Below are 22,204 nucleotides of genomic sequence, written 5' to 3'. Positions count from 1 at the left end.
GTGCTTTTTTATTACACAAGAAAAATGCCTCAAATTTTGAGGCATTTTAAAGTTAAATCGATTAGATAGATGTATAGCTAATTTTCACAGTTTTGATACGGTTTTCATCCATTTCCAACACTTCAAAATGCACACCTTCTACTTCAACTTGCGTACCTACTTTGACATCCGATTGAGCCTTGTCAAAAATCAAACCTGCAACACTGAAGTAACCTGAATCTTCCTGAACCAAATCAACTGTTTCAAGCTCCAATTCAAGTTGGTACAGATCCAACATACCTGATGCTTTCCACGTATGCTCATCAATTTTAACTAATTCAAGCTGCTCATCAGCATCTGGAAATTCACCAGCAATCGCCTCAAATACATCCAATGGTGAAATCAAACCTTGAATATTACCAAACTCATTGCTTACTAAAACCAATGAACCCTTTGAGGTACGCAAAGTATGAATTGCATCAATAACTTTCATTTTCTCAAAAATAAAAATTGGACGTTGACGCTTAATTAAAGCCTGTAACTGTTCAGGATCATCTAAAGCATCAATCAACTCTTTGGCACGAACGATCGTCACAACTTTGTCTAATTGGCCACGACACACTGGAAATAAACTATGTGGTACTGACAAAATTTGTTCACGAATACTCTCAGCATCATCATCTAAGTTGACCCACGAAATTTGATTTCGAGGTGTCATGATCGAAGCAACGCTACGCTCAGCCAAAGTCAACACACCACCTACCATATAACGCTCTTCGTCTACGAACGTTTTTTGCGCTTCCATAGTTTCTGGTGATACGGAAACATCCGCATCTAATTTACTGCCCATCAATTTCAAAATCGAATCTGCAGTGCGGTGACGTAATGGAATTTTAGCTTGGTGTTTCGCTGCATTACGGTTGGTAAATTGGTTGAATGCTTCAATTACAATCGCAACACCAATACCTGAATAGATATAACCTTTTGGAATATGGAAACCAAAACCTTCTGCAATTAAGCTGATACCAATTAATAATAAGAAGCTTAAACACAGGATTACAACTGTTGGATGTCGATTTACAAAGGCTGTTAATGGTTTAGAAGCCAATAACATGACTGCCATCGCAACAATCATCGCCACCATCATGACATAAATATTATCAACCATACCAATGGCAGTAATGACTGAGTCTAAAGAGAATACAGCATCTAGAATCACAATCTGCGTTACAACAGCAGCAAAACTTGCATAAACAACATTGGTTGTTACTTGAACTTCAGGCTTACCTTCCATTTTTTCATGCAGCTCAGTGACTGCTTTATAGACAAGGAAAAGTCCACCAAATAACAAAATTAGATCTCGACCAGAGAATGTTTTATCAAAAACACTAATCAACGGTTCAGTTAATGTCACTAACCATGAGATTGCAAAAAGTAGTCCCAAACGCATAATTAAAGCGAGTGAAAGACCTAAGACACGTGCTTTATCACGTTGTTCTGGAGGAAGTTTTTCTGCCAAAATGGCAATAAATACAAGGTTATCAATACCTAAGACAATTTCTAAAACAATAAGAGTAAGCAAACCTACCCAGATACCAGGGTCTAATAAAAATTCCATTATTAGATCTCCTGCTCATTATTATAATTTACAACAGATAACTTAAATTTTAACAACTTTAACCTACACGGCGACGGATCCATGAATAAGACCTTTTCAACTTAATTGCTTTTAATTATGCACAATCTGACTATTTTGTAATTATTTTTTTTATTTTTTTACAAATAAATACAAGTTTTAAGTGATTTTTTAATTAAAATGTATAATAAATACACCTTTACAACACAAATATAAATTTTCGTTTAAAATCAAAAAACTAATCATTTAATTTCAAAAAAATTAATCTTATCAATACAATACACCACATTATATTATAACTTAATTATCAATAGATTAATCTCAACTCATATTTAGTTATGCTCAAAATGATATAAATTCTAAAACTATGACTTTTCCGACAAATATTTTATTATTTTATGTCAAATATATTACGTTCAAAGCCCCCTAAAATACGTGATACATATCTCACTTTCATTAACCGGGTGTATAGTAATCAGATAAATTATATAAAAAGATTAGACAATGATGAATGCGCTCTAAGTAATCGAGTAGAATAAAAACAAGAATAAATTTACCCATTTTTCTTGTTCACAGAAAATCCTATGACACAATCATGGTAAATTTTGTATCAAATCAGTCTAATTAAACAACTGATTCTACCCGTAATATATAGATTTAATCAAAATAAAGACGGTGATAGTGATTTTGAATAATATTGAGATTTTATTCAACACTCCTATTTCGATTAATTATGTATAAAAACTTAATAATTTTCTCATTTTCAACAGAATCTCTTTATTTTTATATTGATTTACAACATCAATTTACAATACTATTACAATTGTTATTACATCTGGCTAATAATTAGAAAAAACAAAGGAATTTTTTGATGACCAAAAAATATTCAAAATTTTTACCAACAACCGAAAATTTTAATTTGGAAGACTTCCCGTATTATTGGATTACCCAAGTTCATTCTCAATACGTACTGAATGTTGACCATGCATTAAAAAAATATGGGGTAGATAACTCACGTCGCCGTTTATTACTCGCACTTGAGTCTAAACCTGATGCAAGTGTTTCTGAACTGTCCGATATGATCGTCTCTAAAATGTCAACGACCACTAAAATCGTCTATCGCTTAAAAGATGAAGGCTTGGTCAATACTTACTCTTGCAGTCAAGATGCACGTATTACACGGGTAAATTTGACCGATGCTGGTAAACAGATGATCATCAAAATCAATGATTTGATGAGCGTTGTTTTAGAGCAGTCTTTTGAAGGTTTAACCCCATTGCAAATCGAAAAAACGATGGAAAGCTTGAAGCATATTTTTAAAAATTTATCTCGCTAATTTATTCTTCAAACATGCTTAACTGTGATGAGTTTTTTGCTTGATGTTGTTGGGGACAATAAAAGCATTCAAACTCTCACAGAAAAGTCTTTGACCAATGGTGTAATATTTGGATTTTTCTCACTTAACCCTGTATTCTATATTTTTATTCAATCAATATAATTGAACATTTAATATTGCTTAGCTCATGCAAATCAACAATTTATACTAAAGTTTTAGGTCTATTTATTTGTAAGAATAATTTAAAATAAAGTAATGACAATTGAATGACATTACTCTAGTAGATCATATATTTTTCATACTAAAATTTAAAAAGCATGAAATATCTCGTACTAATAATAGTTGAAGTTTCTTTTATATTATCACGATTTTGAGTGTTTACTTATTTATACAAATTATTTAGCTATTCTTTAAAATAGATGTTAACTAAAATAAAAAACCGAATTTTAAGCTGCTCAACCATGAACAGCTTAATTTTTTGTCTATAAGTTTATACTTAGAATGCAGCAATACCCGTTTGGGCACGACCAAGAATCAAAGCATGGACATCATGCGTACCTTCATAAGTGTTCACCACTTCAAGATTGACCAAATGACGTGCAACACCGAACTCATCACTAATGCCATTCCCCCCCATCATATCACGTGCAACACGTGCAATATCAAGGGCTTTACCGCAGTTATTACGCTTGATTAATGAAGTTCCTTCAACAGAAGCAATACCTTCGTCTTTCATACGACCAAAACGTAAAGCAAGCTGTAAACCCAATGCAATTTCCGTTTGCATATCTGCAAGTTTCTTTTGGATCAATTGATTGGCTGCCAATGGTCGACCAAACTGTTTACGATCCATTGTGTATTGATGTGCTGTATGCCAACAAAATTCTGCGGCTCCCATTGCCCCCCAAGCAATACCGTAACGCGCGCTATTTAAACAGGTAAATGGTCCTTTTAATCCACGAACGTCAGGAAATGCATTTTCTTCTGGAACAAAGACATTATCCATCACGATTTCACCTGTAATCGAAGCACGTAGACCAACCTTACCGTGAATTACAGGTGCTGAAAGCCCTTCCCAACCTTTTTCTAGAATAAAGCCGCGAATCTCTCCGACATTACCTTCAGCAGACACTTCTTTCGCCCAAACCACAAATACATCTGCAATTGGACTATTGGTGATCCACATTTTTGCACCCGAGAGGCGATAACCACCATCTACTTTTTTAGCACGGGTAATCATACTGCCTGGGTCTGAGCCGTGATCTGGTTCTGTTAAACCAAAACAACCGATATATTCCCCTGTTGCAAGTTTTGGTAAATATTTTTGTTTTTGTTGTTCTGAACCAAATTCATTGATGGGTACCATCACCAATGAGCTTTGTACACTTGCCATTGAACGATAACCTGAATCAACACGTTCAATTTCACGTGCAATCAAACCATAACTGACATAATTTAAACCTGCACCACCATATTGTGTTGGAATAGTTGAACCCAATAAACCCAACTCACCCATTTCACGGAAAATTGAAACATCTGTTTTTTCATGACGAAATTGTTCTAACACTCGAGGCATAAGTTTATTTTGTGAATAAGCCGCTGCTGCATCACGAATCATACGCTCTTCAGAAGTTAGCTGTTGCTCGATCAAAAATGGGTCTTGCCAATTAAATGGTGCATGCGATTTTTTCGTTGAATTCGATATTTGATTCATTGCGTCCTCTGCAAATCCTATATTGTGTTAAAGCCATATTTGCACGATAAACAGTAGCATTGCTTACAAAAACCTAAAACTACATTTTTTATAGCTTAGATTTTTTTGCTATATTCCACGTACATTTTTACAACTTTAACACGATGATTATGATAAAAAATATTTTAATAAGCTCATTTTTAAGTTGCCTATTGCTGACAACAAATACCGCAAGTTTTGCTTATGATAATCCCCTACTTGTTTACCAAACAGGCATTGCCGAAAATAATACCGAGCAGCTCGATCATGCATTTAAAATTTTATCCGCCCAAGCCAATGCAGGTGATGTCGCTTCACAAGGTCAACTTGCACGATTATATATGGAAGAAGACAGCAGTTTTTTTGATAATCAACTGTCTATGCAATGGGCGATAAAAGCAGCCAATGCGGGTGATGTCTATGGCATGAATAGTATTGGATATCTTTATGATCATGGTCGAGGTGTTGAAGAAGACAATGACGTTGCGATGAAATGGTTTCGCAAAGCAGCTGATCAAGGGCTTGCCATGTCTCAATTTAATGTGGCCTCGATTTATCATGACGATACCTATAAAGGCTATGATGCCAAACAAGCATTAAAATGGTATGAAAAATCTGCTCATAATGGCTATTTGGATGCTCAGTTAATTTTAGCTGATTATTTCCGTTTAGGTTGTTATGATGGCTTTGATCAAAATGCAAAACAATCAGAATATTGGTATAAAAAAGCGGCTGAGCAAAAAGATCGTGAAGCGCAGTTCCGCCTAGGCTATTTCTATTTATATGGGTTTAATGAAATTAAAGCCAATGATGCTTTGGCTCAGAAATATTTACAACAAGCTGCTGAACAAAGGCATGATGATGCCATGAACCATTTAGGTGTGTTCTATTCCACAGGTGAATCGGATCAAAATGTTGATTATCAAAAAGCTTTTGAATGGTTGTCTAAAAGTGTTGCACTCGAAAATCCTACGGCACACTACAATTTAGGCAATTTATTTTTATACGGCGAGGGTCGCCCGAAAGATGTGAAAAAAGCCATTGAATGGTTTAAAAAAGGCAGTGATTTAGAGCATGTTGGCAGTCAACTTGAGTTAGCCAAACTTTATGCCGAAGGAACAGAAACCAAACCCAATAAAATTTTAGCATTTAAATATTACAAATTGGCTGCCGAAAATGGCAATCATGAGGCACAACAGCAGCTATTTAAAATTTATGATGAGGGTATTGGCATTCCCAAAGACCCTAAAAAAGCAGAATATTGGGGTACATTATTACGTATGAATCAACAAATGAATCAAGAATAATGCTATCTACTTCACCATTTTACGGATAATTCTTTATAAATTCTAAAGTACAATGCAACAAAATAAGCTACGCACAAGCTCGTTATTTTGTTGCATATTTCATATACTTTATCGTGCATTAATTTACAATATTCGGGCTAAATCCAATATAACGATACAGCCCTTCTACACCCAGATCCATTTTAAACATTTGATAATCTGCAAAAGTCGCTTGTGATATTTCCGCAAAAATATGAATGCCTTGCTCATCATTGGCATGAATTTCATCTACACTACGAGGCATACTTTGTTCAAAGGCATCTGAAATAAATTCAAAGCCCAAATCCATAGCAATAAATAAAGTATGTTCACAAGGTTGAATGTATTGTTCTTGCGACCAGTCCAAGACTGCCTGCTGACAATAAGGACATGTTACATTTTGTTCAGTATTATTGAGTTCAATCAGTTGAAAAGCCATGTTTTTCAGCACAAAATAAAAGTCTAGTTTAAACGAGTTTTTCTATAGTTCGAAATGCTTATCGCTATAGAATGATTTAATCACTTTAAAATAACAGCAATTTCATTCAAATTAACTACAAGGATTTTATGTCAACCATCGAAAAAGCCATCGCTTTAGCAGCAAAAAAACATGCAGGACAAGTAGACAAAGGCAATCACCCCTATATTTTTCATCCTTTACGTTTGATGTTCAAAGTCAACACGCCACAACAACAAATTGTGGCAGTACTGCATGATATTTTAGAAGATACAGATACCACAGTTGTTGACCTAATTTCTTTAGGCTTTGAACAAGAAATCATTGATGCAATTATTGCCTTGACTAAAAAATCAGGTGAAAGTCGTATTGATGCGGCACATCGTGCCCATCAAAACCCGATTGCTCGTGCAGTCAAGTTGGCAGATGTCAGTGATAATATGGATTTATCTCGTATTCCACAGCCTAGCCCAAGGGATTTACAACGCTTGGAAGAATACAAGAAAGTTCATGCTATATTGACCTCTTAAATACTGTCGTGATCACGCTTGATTGTATAAAATCTACAGAGCTAATTTCTCATTTTTAAAATGAAGCAAAAATTGCTACACATTTTATGCATTGACAAAAAACCACGAACTATTTTTAGAATATATTATTCTCACAATTTTGGAATCATGAATGCTCACTGATTTAGATGATTTTTACTGTTTTGCATTGGTTGTTGAACATGGTGGATTTAGTGCAGCAGAACGTGCAACAGATATTCCTAAATCAAAACTCAGTCGCCGTGTTTATAATTTAGAAGAAAGCTTAAATGTTCGGTTAATTCAACGCAGTTCTCGACATTTTGCTGTTACAGAAATTGGCATGAATATTTATCGTTATGCGCAAGTGATGATGAATGCTGCCCAGTCTGCGCATGATTTGGTCGACCATCTCAGTGAACAACCTCGTGGTTTGATTAAAGTCAGTGTGCCTGTTTCCATCGCACAAAATGAAATTTCACGTATTTTACCGAAGTTTTTAAAAGATTATCCTGAAATTAAAGTTCAACTTTTAGTCAGCAATCGCCGTGTTGATATTATTAATGAAGGGATTGATATTTCACTACGTGTTCGTGACAACTTAGATGATGATCCAAATCTAGTGTTACGAAAATTTGAGCATATTGAACAGCATTTATTTGCTAGCCAAGCCTATTTAAATGAGTTTGGTATGTTGAATAAACCTGAAGATTTATCTGAACATCGTATTTTAAGTATGATGGATGAACATATAGACCAACAAATCGTATTGCATGATGAAGAAGGTCATCAAAAGAAAGTCAAGGTTAACCCCGTCATCATGGGTTCAGACTTACTTATGCTCGCCAAACTTGCTAGCCAAAATTGTGGTGTGGTACTGCTGCCCGACTCTGTGGTCGAAGATTATGTTGCAACTGGGCAATTGGTGAGAGTTTTACCTAACTGGAAAGTGCCTCAAGGGATTTTCCATGCAGTTTATCCATCGCGCCGTGGCTTATTGCCTGCTGTACGAGTATTTATCGACTATTTGGTTGAGCATTTAACAAAAAGATAGCATTTCCTGATTTTGAATCGCAGTTTGTTGCAGCTAATTTGACTAAACTTTGTTACCATTCTAGCTGCTTTAAACTTGTCTTTTCGAATTTATATGACTTCAACTTATCAGCTTCAGCTCGATGCCAAAATTGAGCGTATTCGCAATCAATTTAGCAAATTCAATCCACCAGAATTAGAAGTTTTTGCTTCTCCTGAACAAAACTTTCGTATGCGTGCAGAATTCCGAATTTGGCATACCGAAGATGATATGTTCTATGCCATGTTTGAACGTGATGCTGATCAACAAAAAACGGTTGTTCGCATTGATGAATTTCCAATCGCAGACCAAAGCATCAATATATTGATGCCAATTTTATTGGCTGAACTAAAAAGCAATGAAATTCTATCTAAACGTTTATTTGAAGTGCATTTCCTTGCAACTCTAAAAGGCGAAATGTTGGTTTCTTTGGTCTATCGTGCTGCACTGAGTGAAGAATGGCAAATTCTTGCCAAGCAACTGGCAGACAAACTGAATGTTAAAATTGTTGGTCGCAGTCGTGGTCAAAAAGTTGTGCTTAGCGATGAGTTTGTCGTTGAAGAATTACAAGTCTTTGAACGTAAATTTAAATACAAACAAATCGAAAGTAGCTTTACCCAACCCAATGCACAAGTATGCCAAAAAATGTTGCAATGGGCATGTAAAGCAGCTGAACAATCTGAACGAGATTTGCTTGAACTTTATTGTGGTAATGGTAATTTCACCCTACCACTTTCATTACATTTTCGCCGTGTGCTTGCCACTGAACTTGCAAAGTCATCTGTGTATGCTGCACAGTGGAATATCGAACAAAATCAAATCCAGAATATCCAAGTTGCACGTTTGTCTGCCGAAGAATTCACCCAAGCCTATCAAGGTGAACGTGAATTCCGCCGTTTGCAAGAAGCTGAAATTGAGATTTCAAGCTACGACTTCGATACTGTTTTTGTTGATCCGCCACGTGCAGGCATCGACATAGATACCTTAAAACTTTTACAAGGTTTTGAACGTATTCTTTATATTTCATGTAATCCTGATACTTTATTTGAAAATTTAGAAGTCTTGAGCCAAACTCATAAAATCCAAAAATTTGCATTATTTGATCAATTCCCATACACCCACCATGTCGAATCTGGTGTATTACTCGAAAAGATTTAAACAATTTATTTCAAACTTAGTTTAGGCTATCTTCACGTAGCCTATTTTTTTAATATTTAAATTTGGATGCATTATCAATTGTTTATTGTTCATTGCAATCAAATCCTGTCATATTTCCGTTAAATTTATAGTTTATAATCGTTAAAATTATGGTCATTTTCCGCTAACTAGACCTTTGCATGGCTTGTATTTTATTTTAAACCCTCTATATTTCAGACTATGTTAGGTTGCGTTAGAAGGCTCTATGAGTTTTTGGCAAAAGCTGTTTAATACAGATACACAGCAAAATGAACATAAAAATCAAATTGCTTGTGTAGAAAATGATTGCTCTTGTAAATCCAATGATCAACTTCTGGTTGCTTTATCTAAGGCAAAAGATGAAGATACAATTCTTGGAATTAAAAAAGTTCTCATCTCTCGAGGCTTTAGTCGTAAAGAGCTAAATGAACTTCAGCATCCACCGATTCAATAGCGATGGATGATACAAAAAGGTATTCACAATGAATGCCTTTTTTAATGTGCAGCTTTTTTTAATTATGCTAATGTAAAGGTAGATCATCCTGACCAACCCAATGATCATTTATAACTTTTAACAAAACCGAGCCAAAACAATGAAAAAAATCTATCTAATTCTCATGACTAGTAGTCTATTTCTCAGTGCATGTAGTGGGAGTAGCATGCCGAAAGAATGTGAGGAATCATGGCAGCACATTGAAAAAATGGCAAAAACCAGTGGCATTCCTGAAGATGCGATTAAAAATCAGAAAAAGGCATTTGAAGATGAAGTCAATAAAATGAATAAAGAAGAAGCGATTCAAGTATGTAAAACACAGTCTTCTATTTTAAGTATGGCGAAATAATTTTTTATTTTAAATTTATTTAAACGATGACGCTCCTATCATGGAACGTCATTATTCATCTAATTTTAAGGCAAATGATGATTTAAGCCTCGATTTTTTACTAATAAGAGGTAACTAGAAACATTTTCCATGTACTCTTACTATCTAACTTAATTTGCAACGGAAGCCATCACATTTTTATTATTTCGTGTACTTTTTAGTTTAATCTGTAAACGTAATTCATTGGTAGAATCTGCATTGCGTAAGGCTTCATCATAACTCACGACTCCTTCATCATATAAATCAAACAAAGCCTGATCAAAAGTTTGCATGCCCAATTCACGTGATTTAGTCATAATTTCTTTAATCTCATGGAAATTACCTTTTAAAATAATATCTGAAATTAAAGGTGTATTTAGTAAAATCTCAACTGCAGCTCTACGTCCAGCATTATTTTCAGTACGAATCAAACGCTGTGAAATAATGGCTTTCATATTAGATGACAAATCCATCAATAATTGGTTACGGCGTTCTTCTGGGAAAAAGTTAATAATACGATCTAAGGCTTGGTTAGCATTATTGGCATGTAAAGTCCCTAAGCAGAGATGCCCTGTTTCAGCAAAGGCTATCGCATGCTCCATCGTTTCTGTATCACGAATTTCGCCAATTAAAATGACATCTGGTGCTTGACGTAAAGTATTTTTCAGTGCGTTGTGCCAAGTATGACAGTCTACCCCGACTTCACGATGAGTAATCATGGATTTTTTATGCTTATGTACATATTCCACGGGGTCTTCAACGGTAATGATATGTCCTGCTGAATTTTCATTACGATAGTCAATCATCGCTGCCAAGGATGTTGACTTCCCTGAACCTGTTCCACCCACCACCAAAACTAAACCTCGTTTTTCCATAATCACATGTTTGAGTGATTCAGGTAATTTGAGTTTGGTAAAATTTGGAATTTCGGCAGTAATGGTACGAATCACCATGCCAACTTGTAATTGTTGTTGAAAAACATTGACACGGAAACGTGAAACATTGGGTACGCTAATGGCAAAATTACATTCAAGATCATTTTCAAAATCTTGACGTTGCTTTGCATTCATTAAACTATAAGCGAAAAGCTTTGTTTTTTCTGCGGTTAATGCTTGCTGCCCTAAAGATTTCATCAAGCCTTGGTGTTTAATGCTTGGTGGAAAATCTGCTGAAATAAACAGATCTGACCCTCCAAATTCAACCACCTTACTCAGCATGTGAAACATATAGCGTTGTGCTTCTTGTAGTAACTCTGCGGTATACATCTTTTCCCCAATTTTGTTTTAAAATGAATCATTTTTTTAATCGGTTTATCTTGTATAAATAGCGACTAATTTTTTCGTGCATTTTGTCACACTTTTCAACATATTCTCAATCTATTTTTATCACTGAATTTAAATATTTTAGGTGCTAAACGTATCTTTATTTTTAAATCTAACCAAAAATAAAACTAAAGCCTATCAATTACATATTCAATATTTCTGAACATTTCATTGATAGGCTATTTTTTCAACGTTATATTATTCCGCTGAAATATCTTCAAACAACACAGAAGATAAATAACGCTCACCGCCATCAGGTAAGATCACCACAATGGTTTTACCTGCATTTTCAGGACGTGCTGCCAATTTCGCTGCTGCGGCTAAAGCTGCACCACTTGAAATTCCCACAAAAATTCCTTCTTGTGTTGCTGACTGACGTGCAAAATCAATTGCTTCTTGATTTTCAATGGCAATAACCTCATCCACCAAAGCTAAATCTAAGTTTTTAGGAATAAAGTTTGCACCAATCCCTTGGATTTTATGTGGTCCAGGGGTTAAGTCTTCACCTCGTTTTGCTTGACCAATAATTGGTGAATCCGCAGGCTCAACGGCAACTGAATAAATCGGTTGATTTTTCACTTGTTCAAAATAGCGTGAAATCCCTGTGATTGTACCACCTGTACCCACACCCGCCACTAAAATGTCCACTTTACCGCCTGTCGCAGCAAAAATTTCTGGACCTGTTGTGGTTTCATGAATTTTAGGATTGGCTGGATTTTCAAACTGTTGTGGTAAGTAATACAATTCAGGTTGTTCGGTCACTAAGCGTACTGCTTCATCAATTGCACCTTTCATGCCTTTTGCAGGTTCAGTCAAAACCAAATTTGCACCCAACGCTTTCAGAACTTTACGGCGTTCAATACTCATACTTGCAGGCATAGTCAAGGTAATGTCATAACCTTTTGCAGCAGCCACATACGCCAAGGCAATCCCTGTGTTACCACTGGTTGGCTCTACAATATGCATGCCTTTTTTCAGTTTTCCGCTTTTTTCAGCATCTTCGATCAAAGCTGCACCAACACGATCTTTCACTGAAAATGCAGGATTGCGGCTTTCAATTTTTGCTAAAACAGTCGCCTCATTTGCAACTAAACGGTTAATGCGTACCAATGGCGTATTACCAATAGCATCTGCATTATTCGCATAGACTGCAATGCCTAAATTTTCAGTTTGTGGAAAAGTAGAATCAGTCGCCATGGGATATCCTTTATTTATAAATCACCTTATATTTAACTATCATATCTCCTTTTGTTGTATCGTTGATATTCAGTAAAGTGATTTATTTATAAAAATTTGTGAATTGTTTATTTGATAAAAATCAAAAGCCTAGTTTTTCTGATTGCAATATTAAATCTGCTTATTTTTGACTATTTTGCATAAATGAAATATTTTCTAAAACATCTAATGGTGTTTGTTGAATCTATGTGCAAATTCGCTTATACATTTTCACTCACTTTAGCCCATAATAGTTCCCATAAAGACATCGTATTGAGATTTATATGGCAAACAATGCTTATCAAAAATTTTATCGCCAATTTACCAAAAAAGTTTTAGATAAAATTGTCAGCCCTCAAGTGCTTGGCGACACGCAAACACTTGAAAATAAATTAAAAGAACAAGACTCAAAGCCTGCTGCAATATGTTATGTGATCCAAGATGACTCTACTTCAAATAAAGTACTTATCGATAACGAAACTGAAAAGCGCAGCTTACATTCTGCATTTTCACCGTTGAAGCTCAAAGAATTACAAGAAGACGATTCTTTTCTCGTTTTAGAAGCCAGTAAGCATAATGCTTCAGCCTATTATCCAGATAAACTCATTCGTTTAGTGGAATATCTACTTAGACATAGCGATGAAGATGTGCTTTTTGTACCTGTGACCATTTTATGGGGACGTGCACCAGAAAATCAGGACAGTTGGTATAAAGCTTTGATGGCGGATGCGTGGACAAAACCGACAGGCATTAAACAAGCCTTAAATATCACGCTCTATGGTCGTGAAAATTATATTGAGTTTCATCAAGCAATTTCTTTGCGTGCGTTGATCAATACTGCACTTGAAGTTGCACCAAACTTTGCACCAGCACATTATGTAGTCACTGAACTCAATAAATCATTTAATCAATATAAAGAAGCAATCTTAGGTCCAGACATTTCTGACCGCCGTAATGTGATTAACAAATTACTGACTTCAGAGGTAATTAAAGAGGCAGTTTTAACTGAAAGTATTCATAAAAAAATCAGCGTACAACAAGCAGAAAATTTAGCGAAAAAATATTTAGATGAAATCGTTTCTGACTTTTCGTATTCAACTTTACGTTTTGCGGAAATTGCTTTAACAAAACTGTGGACACAGCTTTATGATGGCATCCAAGTACATAATTTTGAAGTGGTGCGGGAACTGGCAAAAGATTATGAAATCGTCTATACCCCATGTCACCGTAGCCATATCGATTATTTACTTTTATCTTATGTGATCTACAAACGTGGTTTAATGGTGCCACATATTGCCGCAGGAATTAACCTCAATATGCCTGTAGTTGGACAATTAATGCGTGGCGCAGGTGCATATTTTATCCGCCGTAGCTTTAGTGGAAACGCACTCTACACAGCTGTTTTTAAAGAATATGTGCATAGCTTACTCAGTCGTAATACGCCTTTAGAATACTTTGTTGAAGGTGGTCGTTCTCGCACAGGACTGTTATTGCCTGCAAAAAAAGGGATGTTGGCAATGACTATTCAGAGCCATTTACGTGGCAATAGCAAACCGATTGCGTTTATTCCAACTTATTTTGGTTATGAAAAATTACTTGAAGGTTCATCTTATATCAAAGAATTAGGCGGTCAGAAAAAACAATCTGAATCTCTATTTGGTTTACTAAAATCAATGCAAAAAATCGAGAAAGTGTTTGGCATGGTACATGTCAACTTTGGTGAACCTGTATTTCTCAAAGAGATTTTAGATAAAAATCAAGTGCCATCACATGTTGGTTTAGAAGAAGACTTACCAAACTCAGTCAAACTTGCAGTCAATGAAGTTGCGGATGGTATTTTAGAAAATATCAATAAAGCGGCTGTGATCAATCCTGTAAATTTATTGGCAACCATTTTACTGAATGCACCAACTTATGAACTTGCTGAACGTGATGTTTTATTACGTTTAGAGCAGTTTAAAAATTTGTTAAAACATCATAAATATGATGAAAGAATGCAAATCACGGCTCTTTCGAATCATGAAATTATTCAATATGCAATTAAACTGAAACAAGTTGAGTTTATTGAACATGACAATGAACGCTGGCTCAAAGTCTGCAATCAACAAGAAGCGCTGCTTAAATATTTCAGCAATAATATTTTACATACGCTGATTTTACCTGCATTGGTGGCATACATTTTAACGGCGCAAACTGAACCTGCGATTGAAAAAATCAGTTTAGATGAATTGCTAAATACAGCTTTACAGTTATATCCTGAACTGCAAAAAACTTATTTCTTGAAGTGGAAAATAAATGAAATTTCAACTGAAATTCAGCATATTTTAGCATTCTACGAAGCTGAAAAATTAATTCAAGTCGTTGAGCAAAGCATTACCATTCACCAAACGGATGATACACTCAGATTACTCAAAACATTTGCACATTTATATACAGTGAATTTAACCACCTAATTTTCAGCATCAATTCTAAAATCACTTTTTAAATCAATGCCAAAAACCGAAGTTCGTCTTCGGTTTTTTATTTCACAGCAAAAGTACCAAAATAATTCAACACTTGCGCAAAATTCTCCACAGACTGAAAGCCGATATTTTTTAATATACGATGTAAATCTTGATTTGAAATCAAATGAAAATCGTCTTGCAAACGCTCAACCATCGCCTGACTTTGTTTTTCCGCCAAACCTGTCAATTCTGCTAAATGTTGTAAAGTTTTGAGTTGTTTCTGATCTGAAATTTGCATTAAGTCGTAACTTAAACAGATTCCATTTTCATTCAAAGCCTGATAAATCTCTTGGAAATACGTAGCTTTAGCAGTTTCAGGAATAAAATGTGAAACTAAAATCGACAATGCCACATCAAAGCTTTGCTGTAAATCTTTTAATCCTGACGTATCTGTGTGTATAAACGTAATATTTTGATCTAAATGTTCAGCTGCCAAGAGTGCTTTGGCTTTTTCTAGCATATTTTGTGCAGGATCAATTGCTGTAAATCTCCACTGTGGAAATTGCTTGGCTAGATAACGCAACTCATGTCCAGTGCCACAACCTACGACTAAAATATGCGCATGCTCAGATGCATAGGTTTTGAGCAAAGCATTGACCTGTAAATGAATCAGTTCATAGCCTGGGATCAGTTTTCGGATATGTTCATCATAACTTTCCACTACATTAGGATGGTTAAAATCTTTTGCCATGTATTCGTCCATTTCCTTGTTATACAAATCATAAAGCATTAAGCAAGCGCACTCACTTAATGCTGTTTTGAAACTGATAAATATTTAAGCAATTTCTTGTAAATTCAACTCATGGCGCATAAATTCTTGTAACTTAAATTTCTGTGCTTTGCCTGAAGCTGTCATTGGAAATTCAGTAAAGAAACGTACATATTTTGGCACTTTATTATGTGAAATATGCTCTTTACAGAATTGGCGAATACAATCTTCTGTCACTTGATGATGTTCATGCAAAATAATGCATGCACACAGTTCCTCGCCATAACGTGCATCAGGGAGACCGATCACTTGTACATCTGACACATCAGGATGGGTATATAGGAAATCTTCAATTTCTTTCGGGAAAAGATTTTCCCCACCACGAATCACCACATCTTTGATACGACCTTTGATTTTCACAAAGCCTTCGTCATCCATTTCTGCAATGTCGCCTGTATGCATCCATTTTGCCACATCAATGACTTCTTTGGTCTTTTCTTCATCTTCCCAATAGCCAAGCATGACAGAATAACCACGAACACAAAGTTCGCCAAGTTTGCCACGTGGCACAACTTTGCCTTGTTCATCAATAATTTTTATTTCTAGATGTGGCTGTACTCGTCCAACCGTACCAACACGACATTCAATCGGATCCGTTGTTGATGTCTGTACGCTCACTGGCGCAGTTTCAGTCATGCCATAACAAATGGTGATTTCGCTCATATGCATTCGGTCAATCACACGCTGCATAATCTCACGTGGACATGGACTGCCCGCCATAATGCCTGTACGCAAACTACTGAGATCATATTGATCAAAAGTTTCTTGTTCTAACATCGAAATGAACATGGTTGGCACACCATAAGCTGCTGTACATTTTTCTTGCTCAATGGCTTTTAAACTTTCAATTGGATTAAATACTGCGGCAGGATAGACCATCGTTGAACCATGTGTAATACATGCGAGATTCCCCATGACCATACCAAAACAATGAAACAGTGGTACAGAAATACACACGCGATCTTTTGGTGTAAGATGAATGCCTTCACCCACAAAATAACCATTATTTAAAATGTTATTATGAGTCAGCATCGTGCCTTTCGGGTTGCCTGTTGTCCCTGACGTAAACTGAATATTGATGGTTTCATCAAATTGTAAATCTTGTGCAATCGTGCTTAATTGCTGTAATTCTTCGTGACTTGGGGTATTGAGTAAATCAGCAAAACAATGAATCCCTTCATGTTGCTGATGATCAATTTTAATCACATATTTCAAATGTGGTAATTTTTCAGCATTTAAAATTTTATCGCTTGCCGTCTTAATCTCAGGCGCAATTTGCGTTAAAACTTCTTGATAATCTGAGGTTTTAAATACCGATGCAATCACCAATCCTTTGCAAGAGACTTTATTTAAAACGTATTCCAACTCATTTTTCTTATAAGCAGGATTTAAATTCACCAAAATAATACCTGCTTTAAATGCAGCAAATTGGGTGATCGTCCATTCTACACAATTTGGCGACCAAATCGCTAAGCGGTCGCCTTTTTGCAATCCTAAACGCAGCAAACTACAGGCAAAAGCATTGACCTGCTCCTGTAATTGCGCATAGCTCAGACGCACATTTTGATGGAGACTGACCACTGCATCATGATCAGCATACATCTGACATGCTTCATCAAATTTTTCACCAATCGTCATGCCCACTAAGGGTGCTTGACTTGTTCCATAGGCGTAACTTAACCGTACTTGCGACATTGAATCATACTCCTTGATTCTTTGTGATTTTGCTTTTCTAATCTGTAATTTAATTGTTTTTCCGTGATCACTTATCGAAACAGATTTTGTGTATATTTATTCCTTTACAGCTTTTGTCCCTCCTGTATTTGTACAGCATTTACACAAAAATCGGCAATCTGTTTCACAAAATAATCTTTATACGACTCATCAAACATCACATTTCGTGAAGGATTTAAGGGTTCAATCACAACAAAAGTCATGGCTCCTACCACACACAGTGCTGCGGTATTTAAATCTTCAAAACCGAACTCTCCTGTGGTTTTACCTTGTGCCAAAATCTCTTTCATGGTTTGTTTGATCAGTTGTTTACTACGGAAACGTCCATGCTCTAATTCAGGATCAACGGGTTCAAACATGAGCGAATACGCAAGCTGAGGACTATTCATCGCACGGCGAACAAAAGTGGTCACAGCCTTGTGTAACTTTTGTGTCGCGTTCAACTCACCTGCTGCGATATGATTTAAAATATCAACTTCGACATGGATTGCATCATCTAAGACCTCGATCAGCACTTGGCTTTTGTTGGCAAAATAACGGTACACCAGTCCACTCGATACTCCTGCACGATCCGCAATGGCTTGTATCTGTGCGTCTTTAAATCCTCCTTGTGCAATTAACTCACGTGCGGATTGCAAAATCGTTTTGCGATTTTGTTCCATTCGCTCTTGCATTAAAGATGATCGTTTATAGCTCATATTCTGTATTCTCAATCAATTAAAGTGAATTGTAAATCAATTTTTGAATTTATATTCACTTTTTCAAAAAAAACCTGTATTGTATTTTCAAGCAACAACAAAAAGTGTTTTTTGGAACAACAAGTAAAACCGTTAGGATGACAGGATGATGAACCTACAAAGTATTGATTTCGGGCTAGATGAAACATTAATCGCACTCCGTGATTCAGTTGCAGCTTTTTGTGCGAAAGAAATTGCACCAATTGCTAAAAAAGTCGATCAAGATAATTTATTCCCACATCACCTTTGGAAAAAATTCGGTGACATGGGCTTAATGGGCTTAACCGTCAGTGAAGAATATGGTGGTACAAATCTTGGTTATCTTGCACACATTATTGTCATGCAAGAAATTTCACGTGCTTCTGCTGCCATCGGTCTGTCTTATGGTGCGCATTCTAACCTATGTATCAACCAAATTAACCGAAATGGTAATGAAGATCAAAAACAACGTTACTTACCAAAACTGATTTCAGGTGACTATGTTGGCGCATTGGCAATGTCAGAACCCAATGCGGGTTCAGATGTGGTGAGTATGAAACTCAAAGCCGAAGATGCAGGCGATCATTTTGTGTTAAATGGCTCAAAAATGTGGATCACCAATGGTGGTGATGCTGACGTTCTTGTGGTCTATGCCAAAACTGATCTTGCTGCGGGCGCAAAAGGCATGACCGCATTCCTTGTTGAAAAAACAATGGAAGGTTTTAGTCATGGTACACACCTCGACAAACTCGGTATGCGTGGTTCAAATACCTATCCACTGTTCTTTGATAATGTCAAAGTTCCAAAAGAAAATGTCTTAGGTGGTGTCGGTAATGGTACCAAAGTGTTGATGAGTGGTTTGGATTATGAACGTGCAGTCCTCAGTGGTGGTCCGCTTGGCATCATGGATGCATGTTTAGATGTGGTGATTCCATACATTCATGACCGTAAACAATTCGGTCAAGCTTTGGGTGAGTTTCAATTGATGCAAGGCAAAATTGCAGATATGTACTCAACTTGGTTAGCATCTAAAGCATTGGTTTATGCAGTAGGTGCAGCATGTGATAAAGCCGATCATGATCGTGGTTTACGTAAAGATGCAGCCAGTGCAATTTTATATTCGGCTGAAAAAGCCACTTGGATGGCAGGTGAAGCGATCCAAACCTTAGGTGGTAATGGTTATATCAATGAATATGATACAGGTCGCCTATGGCGTGATGCCAAACTGTATGAAATCGGTGCAGGTACTTCTGAAATTCGCCGTATGTTAATCGGTCGTGAACTATTTAACGAAACCAAATAATTAACCCATCTCAACTTGGCAAAGTCCGATCTTCGCCAAGTTGAGCATCAAATTAAGCAAGTGATTCATAGTCGATTGACTGACATAAAATCGAATATAAAAAGATACAAGGACGTTCAAAATGAACCAAATACAAAGCAAAATTAATATTCGAAGTGAAGATTTCAAAGCCAATCAAGCAGCCATGCAACAATTGGTCGATGATCTGAAACAAAAAGTGGCGACCATTGCTTTGGGTGGTGGCGAAAAAGCACGTGAAAAGCATATTGCACGTGGCAAACTCCTCGCACGTGATCGTATTGATCAACTGATTGATGCAGGTACTGCATTTTTAGAAATCGGGCAAATCGCGGGCTTGAATGTCTATGCCGATGATGTTCCTGCTGCTGGTGTGGTTGCAGGAATCGGTCAAGTACAAGGCGTTAGCTGCATGATCGTTGCCAATGATGCAACAGTAAAAGGTGGAACGTACTATCCACTGACAGTGAAAAAACATTTACGTGCACAAGAAATTGCTGAACAAAACCATTTACCGTGTATTTATATGGTCGATTCAGGTGGTGCTTTCTTGCCGATGCAAGATGAAGTTTTCCCTGATCGTGATCATTTTGGACGTATTTTTTATAATCAAGCTCGTATGTCAAGCATGGGGATTGCCCAAATTGCGATTGTGATGGGAAGTTGTACCGCAGGTGGTGCGTATGTACCTGCTATGTCAGATGAAACCATTATTGTACGTAATCAAGGCACAATTTTCTTGGGTGGTCCACCTCTTGTAAAAGCCGCAACAGGTGAAGTGGTCACCTCAGAAGACCTTGGCGGTGGCGATGTACATACACGTCTGTCAGGAGTTGCCGATCATTTGGCAGAAAATGATGAACATGCCATTTTGATCGCACGCAATATTGTTAAAAATTTAAATAAAGCACCTAACCAAAACCAAGTTGAGATCGAAGAACCGCTTTATGCTGCGGAAGAACTGTATGGCATCATTCCAACCGATACCCGCAAACCCTTTGACATTCGTGAAGTGATTGCCCGTATTGTCGATGGTTCACGTTTAGATGAATTTAAAGCGCGTTTTGGGACGACTTTAATCACAGGTTTTGCCTCTATTTATGGCATGAAAGTCGGCATCATTGCCAATAACGGCATTCTATTTTCCGAATCTGCACAAAAAGGCGCACATTTTATTGAACTGTGTACACAGCGTAATATTCCGTTGTTATTCCTACAAAATATCACAGGCTTCATGGTCGGTCGTCAGTATGAAAATGAAGGTATTGCGAAAAATGGTGCAAAACTGGTCATGGCAGTTGCAACCGCAAATGTTCCAAAAATCACCATGGTAATCGGTGGTTCATTTGGTGCAGGTAACTATGGTATGTGCGGTCGTGCCTACTCACCTCGTTTCTTATGGACTTGGCCAAACTCACGTATTTCAGTGATGGGGGGCGAACAAGCAGCAAGCGTACTCTCTACCTTAAAACGTGATCAAATTGAAGCCAAAGGTGAAAATTGGAGCGCTGAACAAGAAGACCAATTTAAACAACCGATTCGTGATCAATATGAGCATCAAGGGCATCCATATTATGCATCAGCACGTTTATGGGATGACGGTGTGGTTGATCCTGCACAATCTCGTCATGTTTTAGCGTTAAGTTTAGCGGCTGCACTCAATGCGCCAATTTTACCAACTAAGTTTGGCGTGTTCCGCATGTAAGAGGTGCAAAATGAATTTTCAATATTTACAACTTGAACAGCAACAACAGGTCGCAACAGTATGGATTAATCGTGCTGAACTGCATAATGCTTTTAATACACAAGTGATTGAAGAATTAAATCAATGCTTTCAAAGCTTGAATCAGCGTGATGACATTCGTGTGGTGGTTTTAGCAGGACGTGGCAAAAGCTTTTCTGCTGGCGCAGATCTGAATTGGATGAAACAAGCAGGCGAAGCTTCGCAAGCGGACAATGAAGCTGATGCATTGAAATTGGCGAAAATGTTACAAAGTCTAGCGACATTGAAACAACCCACCATTGCTCGTGTGCAAGGTGTCGCATTTGGTGGTGGTATGGGACTTGCTTCTGCCTGCGATATGTGTGTGGCAAGTACAGATGCAAAATTTGCAACATCAGAAGTGCGTTTGGGTTTAGCACCCTCTACTATCAGCCCTTATGTGATTCGTGCCATTGGCGCACGTCAAGCATCTCGCTATTTCCTCACCGCAGAGCGTATTTCTGCGGAACAAGGCAAAGCGATTGGTTTAGTACATGAAGTCACAACACCTGAACAACTCGATAGTAAAATTCAAGAGATCATTGATACCTTACTCTTGGGTGGTCCTGAAGCACAAGCAGCTTCAAAACAACTGATTCAAATGGTCAGCCAAGAAAGCTTAAGCGAAGATTTATTGGTGCAAACAGCGCAACATATTGCCCATGTGCGTCAAGGTGCTGAAGCCAAAAATGGTTTACACGCATTTTTAAATAAACAAAACCCGCAATGGATTGCAAACACTACAGAATAAGGATAACACC

At 36.8% G+C, this 22,204-nt stretch carries 19 protein-coding genes; 11 read left to right on the top strand and 8 right to left on the bottom strand.

Annotated features, from left to right (window positions below; genetic code table 11):
• Nucleotides 1-61 precede the first annotated feature (61 nt).
• Nucleotides 62-1,597, bottom strand: coding sequence for a TerC family protein (locus AVJ19_RS00660; protein ID WP_111857916.1), 1,536 nt, complete (start codon nucleotides 1,595-1,597; stop codon nucleotides 62-64).
• An 889-nt stretch (nucleotides 1,598-2,486) separates the two neighbouring features.
• Here AVJ19_RS00660 and AVJ19_RS00655 point away from each other — a divergent pair.
• The gene (locus AVJ19_RS00655; protein ID WP_111857915.1) at nucleotides 2,487-2,951 is read left to right on the top strand and encodes a MarR family winged helix-turn-helix transcriptional regulator; all 465 of its coding nucleotides are present in this window, start codon (nucleotides 2,487-2,489) and stop codon (nucleotides 2,949-2,951) included.
• Between the two features lie 496 nt (nucleotides 2,952-3,447).
• Here the strand turns inward: AVJ19_RS00655 and AVJ19_RS00650 are convergent, their stop codons facing one another.
• Nucleotides 3,448-4,665, bottom strand: a complete 1,218-nt coding sequence (locus AVJ19_RS00650; RefSeq protein WP_111857914.1) for an acyl-CoA dehydrogenase — start codon at nucleotides 4,663-4,665, stop codon at nucleotides 3,448-3,450.
• 191 nt (nucleotides 4,666-4,856) lie between these two features.
• Here AVJ19_RS00650 and AVJ19_RS00645 point away from each other — a divergent pair, with 191 nt between their 5' ends.
• On the top strand, nucleotides 4,857-5,990 hold the full coding sequence (locus AVJ19_RS00645; protein ID WP_162626511.1) for an SEL1-like repeat protein: 1,134 nt from the start codon (nucleotides 4,857-4,859) through the stop codon (nucleotides 5,988-5,990).
• A gap of 118 nt (nucleotides 5,991-6,108) precedes the next feature.
• Here AVJ19_RS00645 and AVJ19_RS00640 read toward each other — a convergent pair whose 3' ends face one another.
• Nucleotides 6,109-6,447 (bottom strand): hypothetical protein, encoded by a 339-nt coding sequence (locus AVJ19_RS00640; RefSeq protein WP_111857912.1) that lies wholly within the window; start codon nucleotides 6,445-6,447, stop codon nucleotides 6,109-6,111.
• A gap of 128 nt (nucleotides 6,448-6,575) precedes the next feature.
• Here AVJ19_RS00640 and AVJ19_RS00635 point away from each other — a divergent pair, with 128 nt between their 5' ends.
• The 5 genes from AVJ19_RS00635 to AVJ19_RS00615 all read left to right on the top strand — a co-directional run bounded on the left by AVJ19_RS00635 (nucleotide 6,576) and on the right by AVJ19_RS00615 (nucleotide 10,082).
• Nucleotides 6,576-6,995 carry a guanosine-3',5'-bis(diphosphate) 3'-pyrophosphohydrolase gene (locus tag AVJ19_RS00635; RefSeq protein WP_111857911.1) on the top strand — a complete coding sequence of 140 codons (420 nt, stop codon included), beginning with the start codon at nucleotides 6,576-6,578 and terminating at the stop codon, nucleotides 6,993-6,995.
• A gap of 151 nt (nucleotides 6,996-7,146) precedes the next feature.
• The gene (locus AVJ19_RS00630) at nucleotides 7,147-8,046 is read left to right on the top strand and encodes a LysR family transcriptional regulator (RefSeq protein ID WP_111857910.1); all 900 of its coding nucleotides are present in this window, start codon (nucleotides 7,147-7,149) and stop codon (nucleotides 8,044-8,046) included.
• Nucleotides 8,047-8,139: 93 nt separating this feature from the next.
• On the top strand, nucleotides 8,140-9,222 hold the full coding sequence (gene trmA, locus AVJ19_RS00625; protein WP_111857909.1) for a tRNA (uridine(54)-C5)-methyltransferase TrmA: 1,083 nt from the start codon (nucleotides 8,140-8,142) through the stop codon (nucleotides 9,220-9,222).
• 244 nt (nucleotides 9,223-9,466) lie between these two features.
• Nucleotides 9,467-9,694 (top strand): hypothetical protein, encoded by a 228-nt coding sequence (locus tag AVJ19_RS00620; RefSeq protein WP_111857908.1) that lies wholly within the window; start codon nucleotides 9,467-9,469, stop codon nucleotides 9,692-9,694.
• Nucleotides 9,695-9,899: 205 nt separating this feature from the next.
• Nucleotides 9,900-10,082 (top strand): hypothetical protein, encoded by a 183-nt coding sequence (locus tag AVJ19_RS00615; protein WP_228203257.1) that lies wholly within the window; start codon nucleotides 9,900-9,902, stop codon nucleotides 10,080-10,082.
• A 149-nt stretch (nucleotides 10,083-10,231) separates the two neighbouring features.
• Here AVJ19_RS00615 and AVJ19_RS00610 read toward each other — a convergent pair whose 3' ends face one another.
• Both AVJ19_RS00610 and cysK read right to left on the bottom strand, forming a co-directional pair.
• Nucleotides 10,232-11,365 carry a PilT/PilU family type 4a pilus ATPase gene (locus AVJ19_RS00610; protein ID WP_111857906.1) on the bottom strand — a complete coding sequence of 378 codons (1,134 nt, stop codon included), beginning with the start codon at nucleotides 11,363-11,365 and terminating at the stop codon, nucleotides 10,232-10,234.
• A 255-nt stretch (nucleotides 11,366-11,620) separates the two neighbouring features.
• Nucleotides 11,621-12,619 (bottom strand): cysteine synthase A, encoded by a 999-nt coding sequence (gene cysK / locus AVJ19_RS00605; RefSeq protein WP_111857905.1) that lies wholly within the window; start codon nucleotides 12,617-12,619, stop codon nucleotides 11,621-11,623.
• Between the two features lie 302 nt (nucleotides 12,620-12,921).
• Here cysK and plsB point away from each other — a divergent pair, with 302 nt between their 5' ends.
• The gene (gene plsB, locus AVJ19_RS00600; RefSeq protein ID WP_111857904.1) at nucleotides 12,922-15,090 is read left to right on the top strand and encodes a glycerol-3-phosphate 1-O-acyltransferase PlsB; all 2,169 of its coding nucleotides are present in this window, start codon (nucleotides 12,922-12,924) and stop codon (nucleotides 15,088-15,090) included.
• A gap of 67 nt (nucleotides 15,091-15,157) precedes the next feature.
• Here plsB and AVJ19_RS00595 read toward each other — a convergent pair whose 3' ends face one another.
• The 3 genes from AVJ19_RS00595 to AVJ19_RS00585 all read right to left on the bottom strand — a co-directional run bounded on the left by AVJ19_RS00595 (nucleotide 15,158) and on the right by AVJ19_RS00585 (nucleotide 18,342).
• On the bottom strand, nucleotides 15,158-15,832 hold the full coding sequence (locus AVJ19_RS00595) for a class I SAM-dependent methyltransferase (RefSeq protein ID WP_111857903.1): 675 nt from the start codon (nucleotides 15,830-15,832) through the stop codon (nucleotides 15,158-15,160).
• An 84-nt stretch (nucleotides 15,833-15,916) separates the two neighbouring features.
• Nucleotides 15,917-17,605 (bottom strand): AMP-binding protein, encoded by a 1,689-nt coding sequence (locus tag AVJ19_RS00590; protein WP_111857902.1) that lies wholly within the window; start codon nucleotides 17,603-17,605, stop codon nucleotides 15,917-15,919.
• A 104-nt stretch (nucleotides 17,606-17,709) separates the two neighbouring features.
• Nucleotides 17,710-18,342: a TetR/AcrR family transcriptional regulator gene (locus AVJ19_RS00585; protein ID WP_111857901.1), complete on the bottom strand. Its 633-nt coding sequence runs from the start codon at nucleotides 18,340-18,342 to the stop codon at nucleotides 17,710-17,712.
• Nucleotides 18,343-18,490: 148 nt separating this feature from the next.
• Here AVJ19_RS00585 and AVJ19_RS00580 point away from each other — a divergent pair, with 148 nt between their 5' ends.
• From AVJ19_RS00580 to AVJ19_RS00570, 3 genes are all read left to right on the top strand, one after another.
• Entirely contained in the window at nucleotides 18,491-19,663 is a 1,173-nt protein-coding gene (locus AVJ19_RS00580) for an isovaleryl-CoA dehydrogenase (RefSeq protein ID WP_111858023.1), read from the top strand.
• Nucleotides 19,664-19,784: 121 nt separating this feature from the next.
• The gene (locus tag AVJ19_RS00575) at nucleotides 19,785-21,386 is read left to right on the top strand and encodes a carboxyl transferase domain-containing protein (protein WP_111857900.1); all 1,602 of its coding nucleotides are present in this window, start codon (nucleotides 19,785-19,787) and stop codon (nucleotides 21,384-21,386) included.
• A 10-nt stretch (nucleotides 21,387-21,396) separates the two neighbouring features.
• The gene (locus AVJ19_RS00570) at nucleotides 21,397-22,194 is read left to right on the top strand and encodes an enoyl-CoA hydratase/isomerase family protein (RefSeq protein ID WP_111857899.1); all 798 of its coding nucleotides are present in this window, start codon (nucleotides 21,397-21,399) and stop codon (nucleotides 22,192-22,194) included.
• The last annotated feature ends 10 nt before the right edge of the window (nucleotides 22,195-22,204 follow it).

The organism is Acinetobacter sp. CFCC 10889 (genome assembly GCF_003268395.1).
Lineage (GTDB): Bacteria > Pseudomonadota > Gammaproteobacteria > Pseudomonadales > Moraxellaceae > Acinetobacter.
This window is presented reverse-complemented; position numbering and strand designations above follow the sequence as displayed.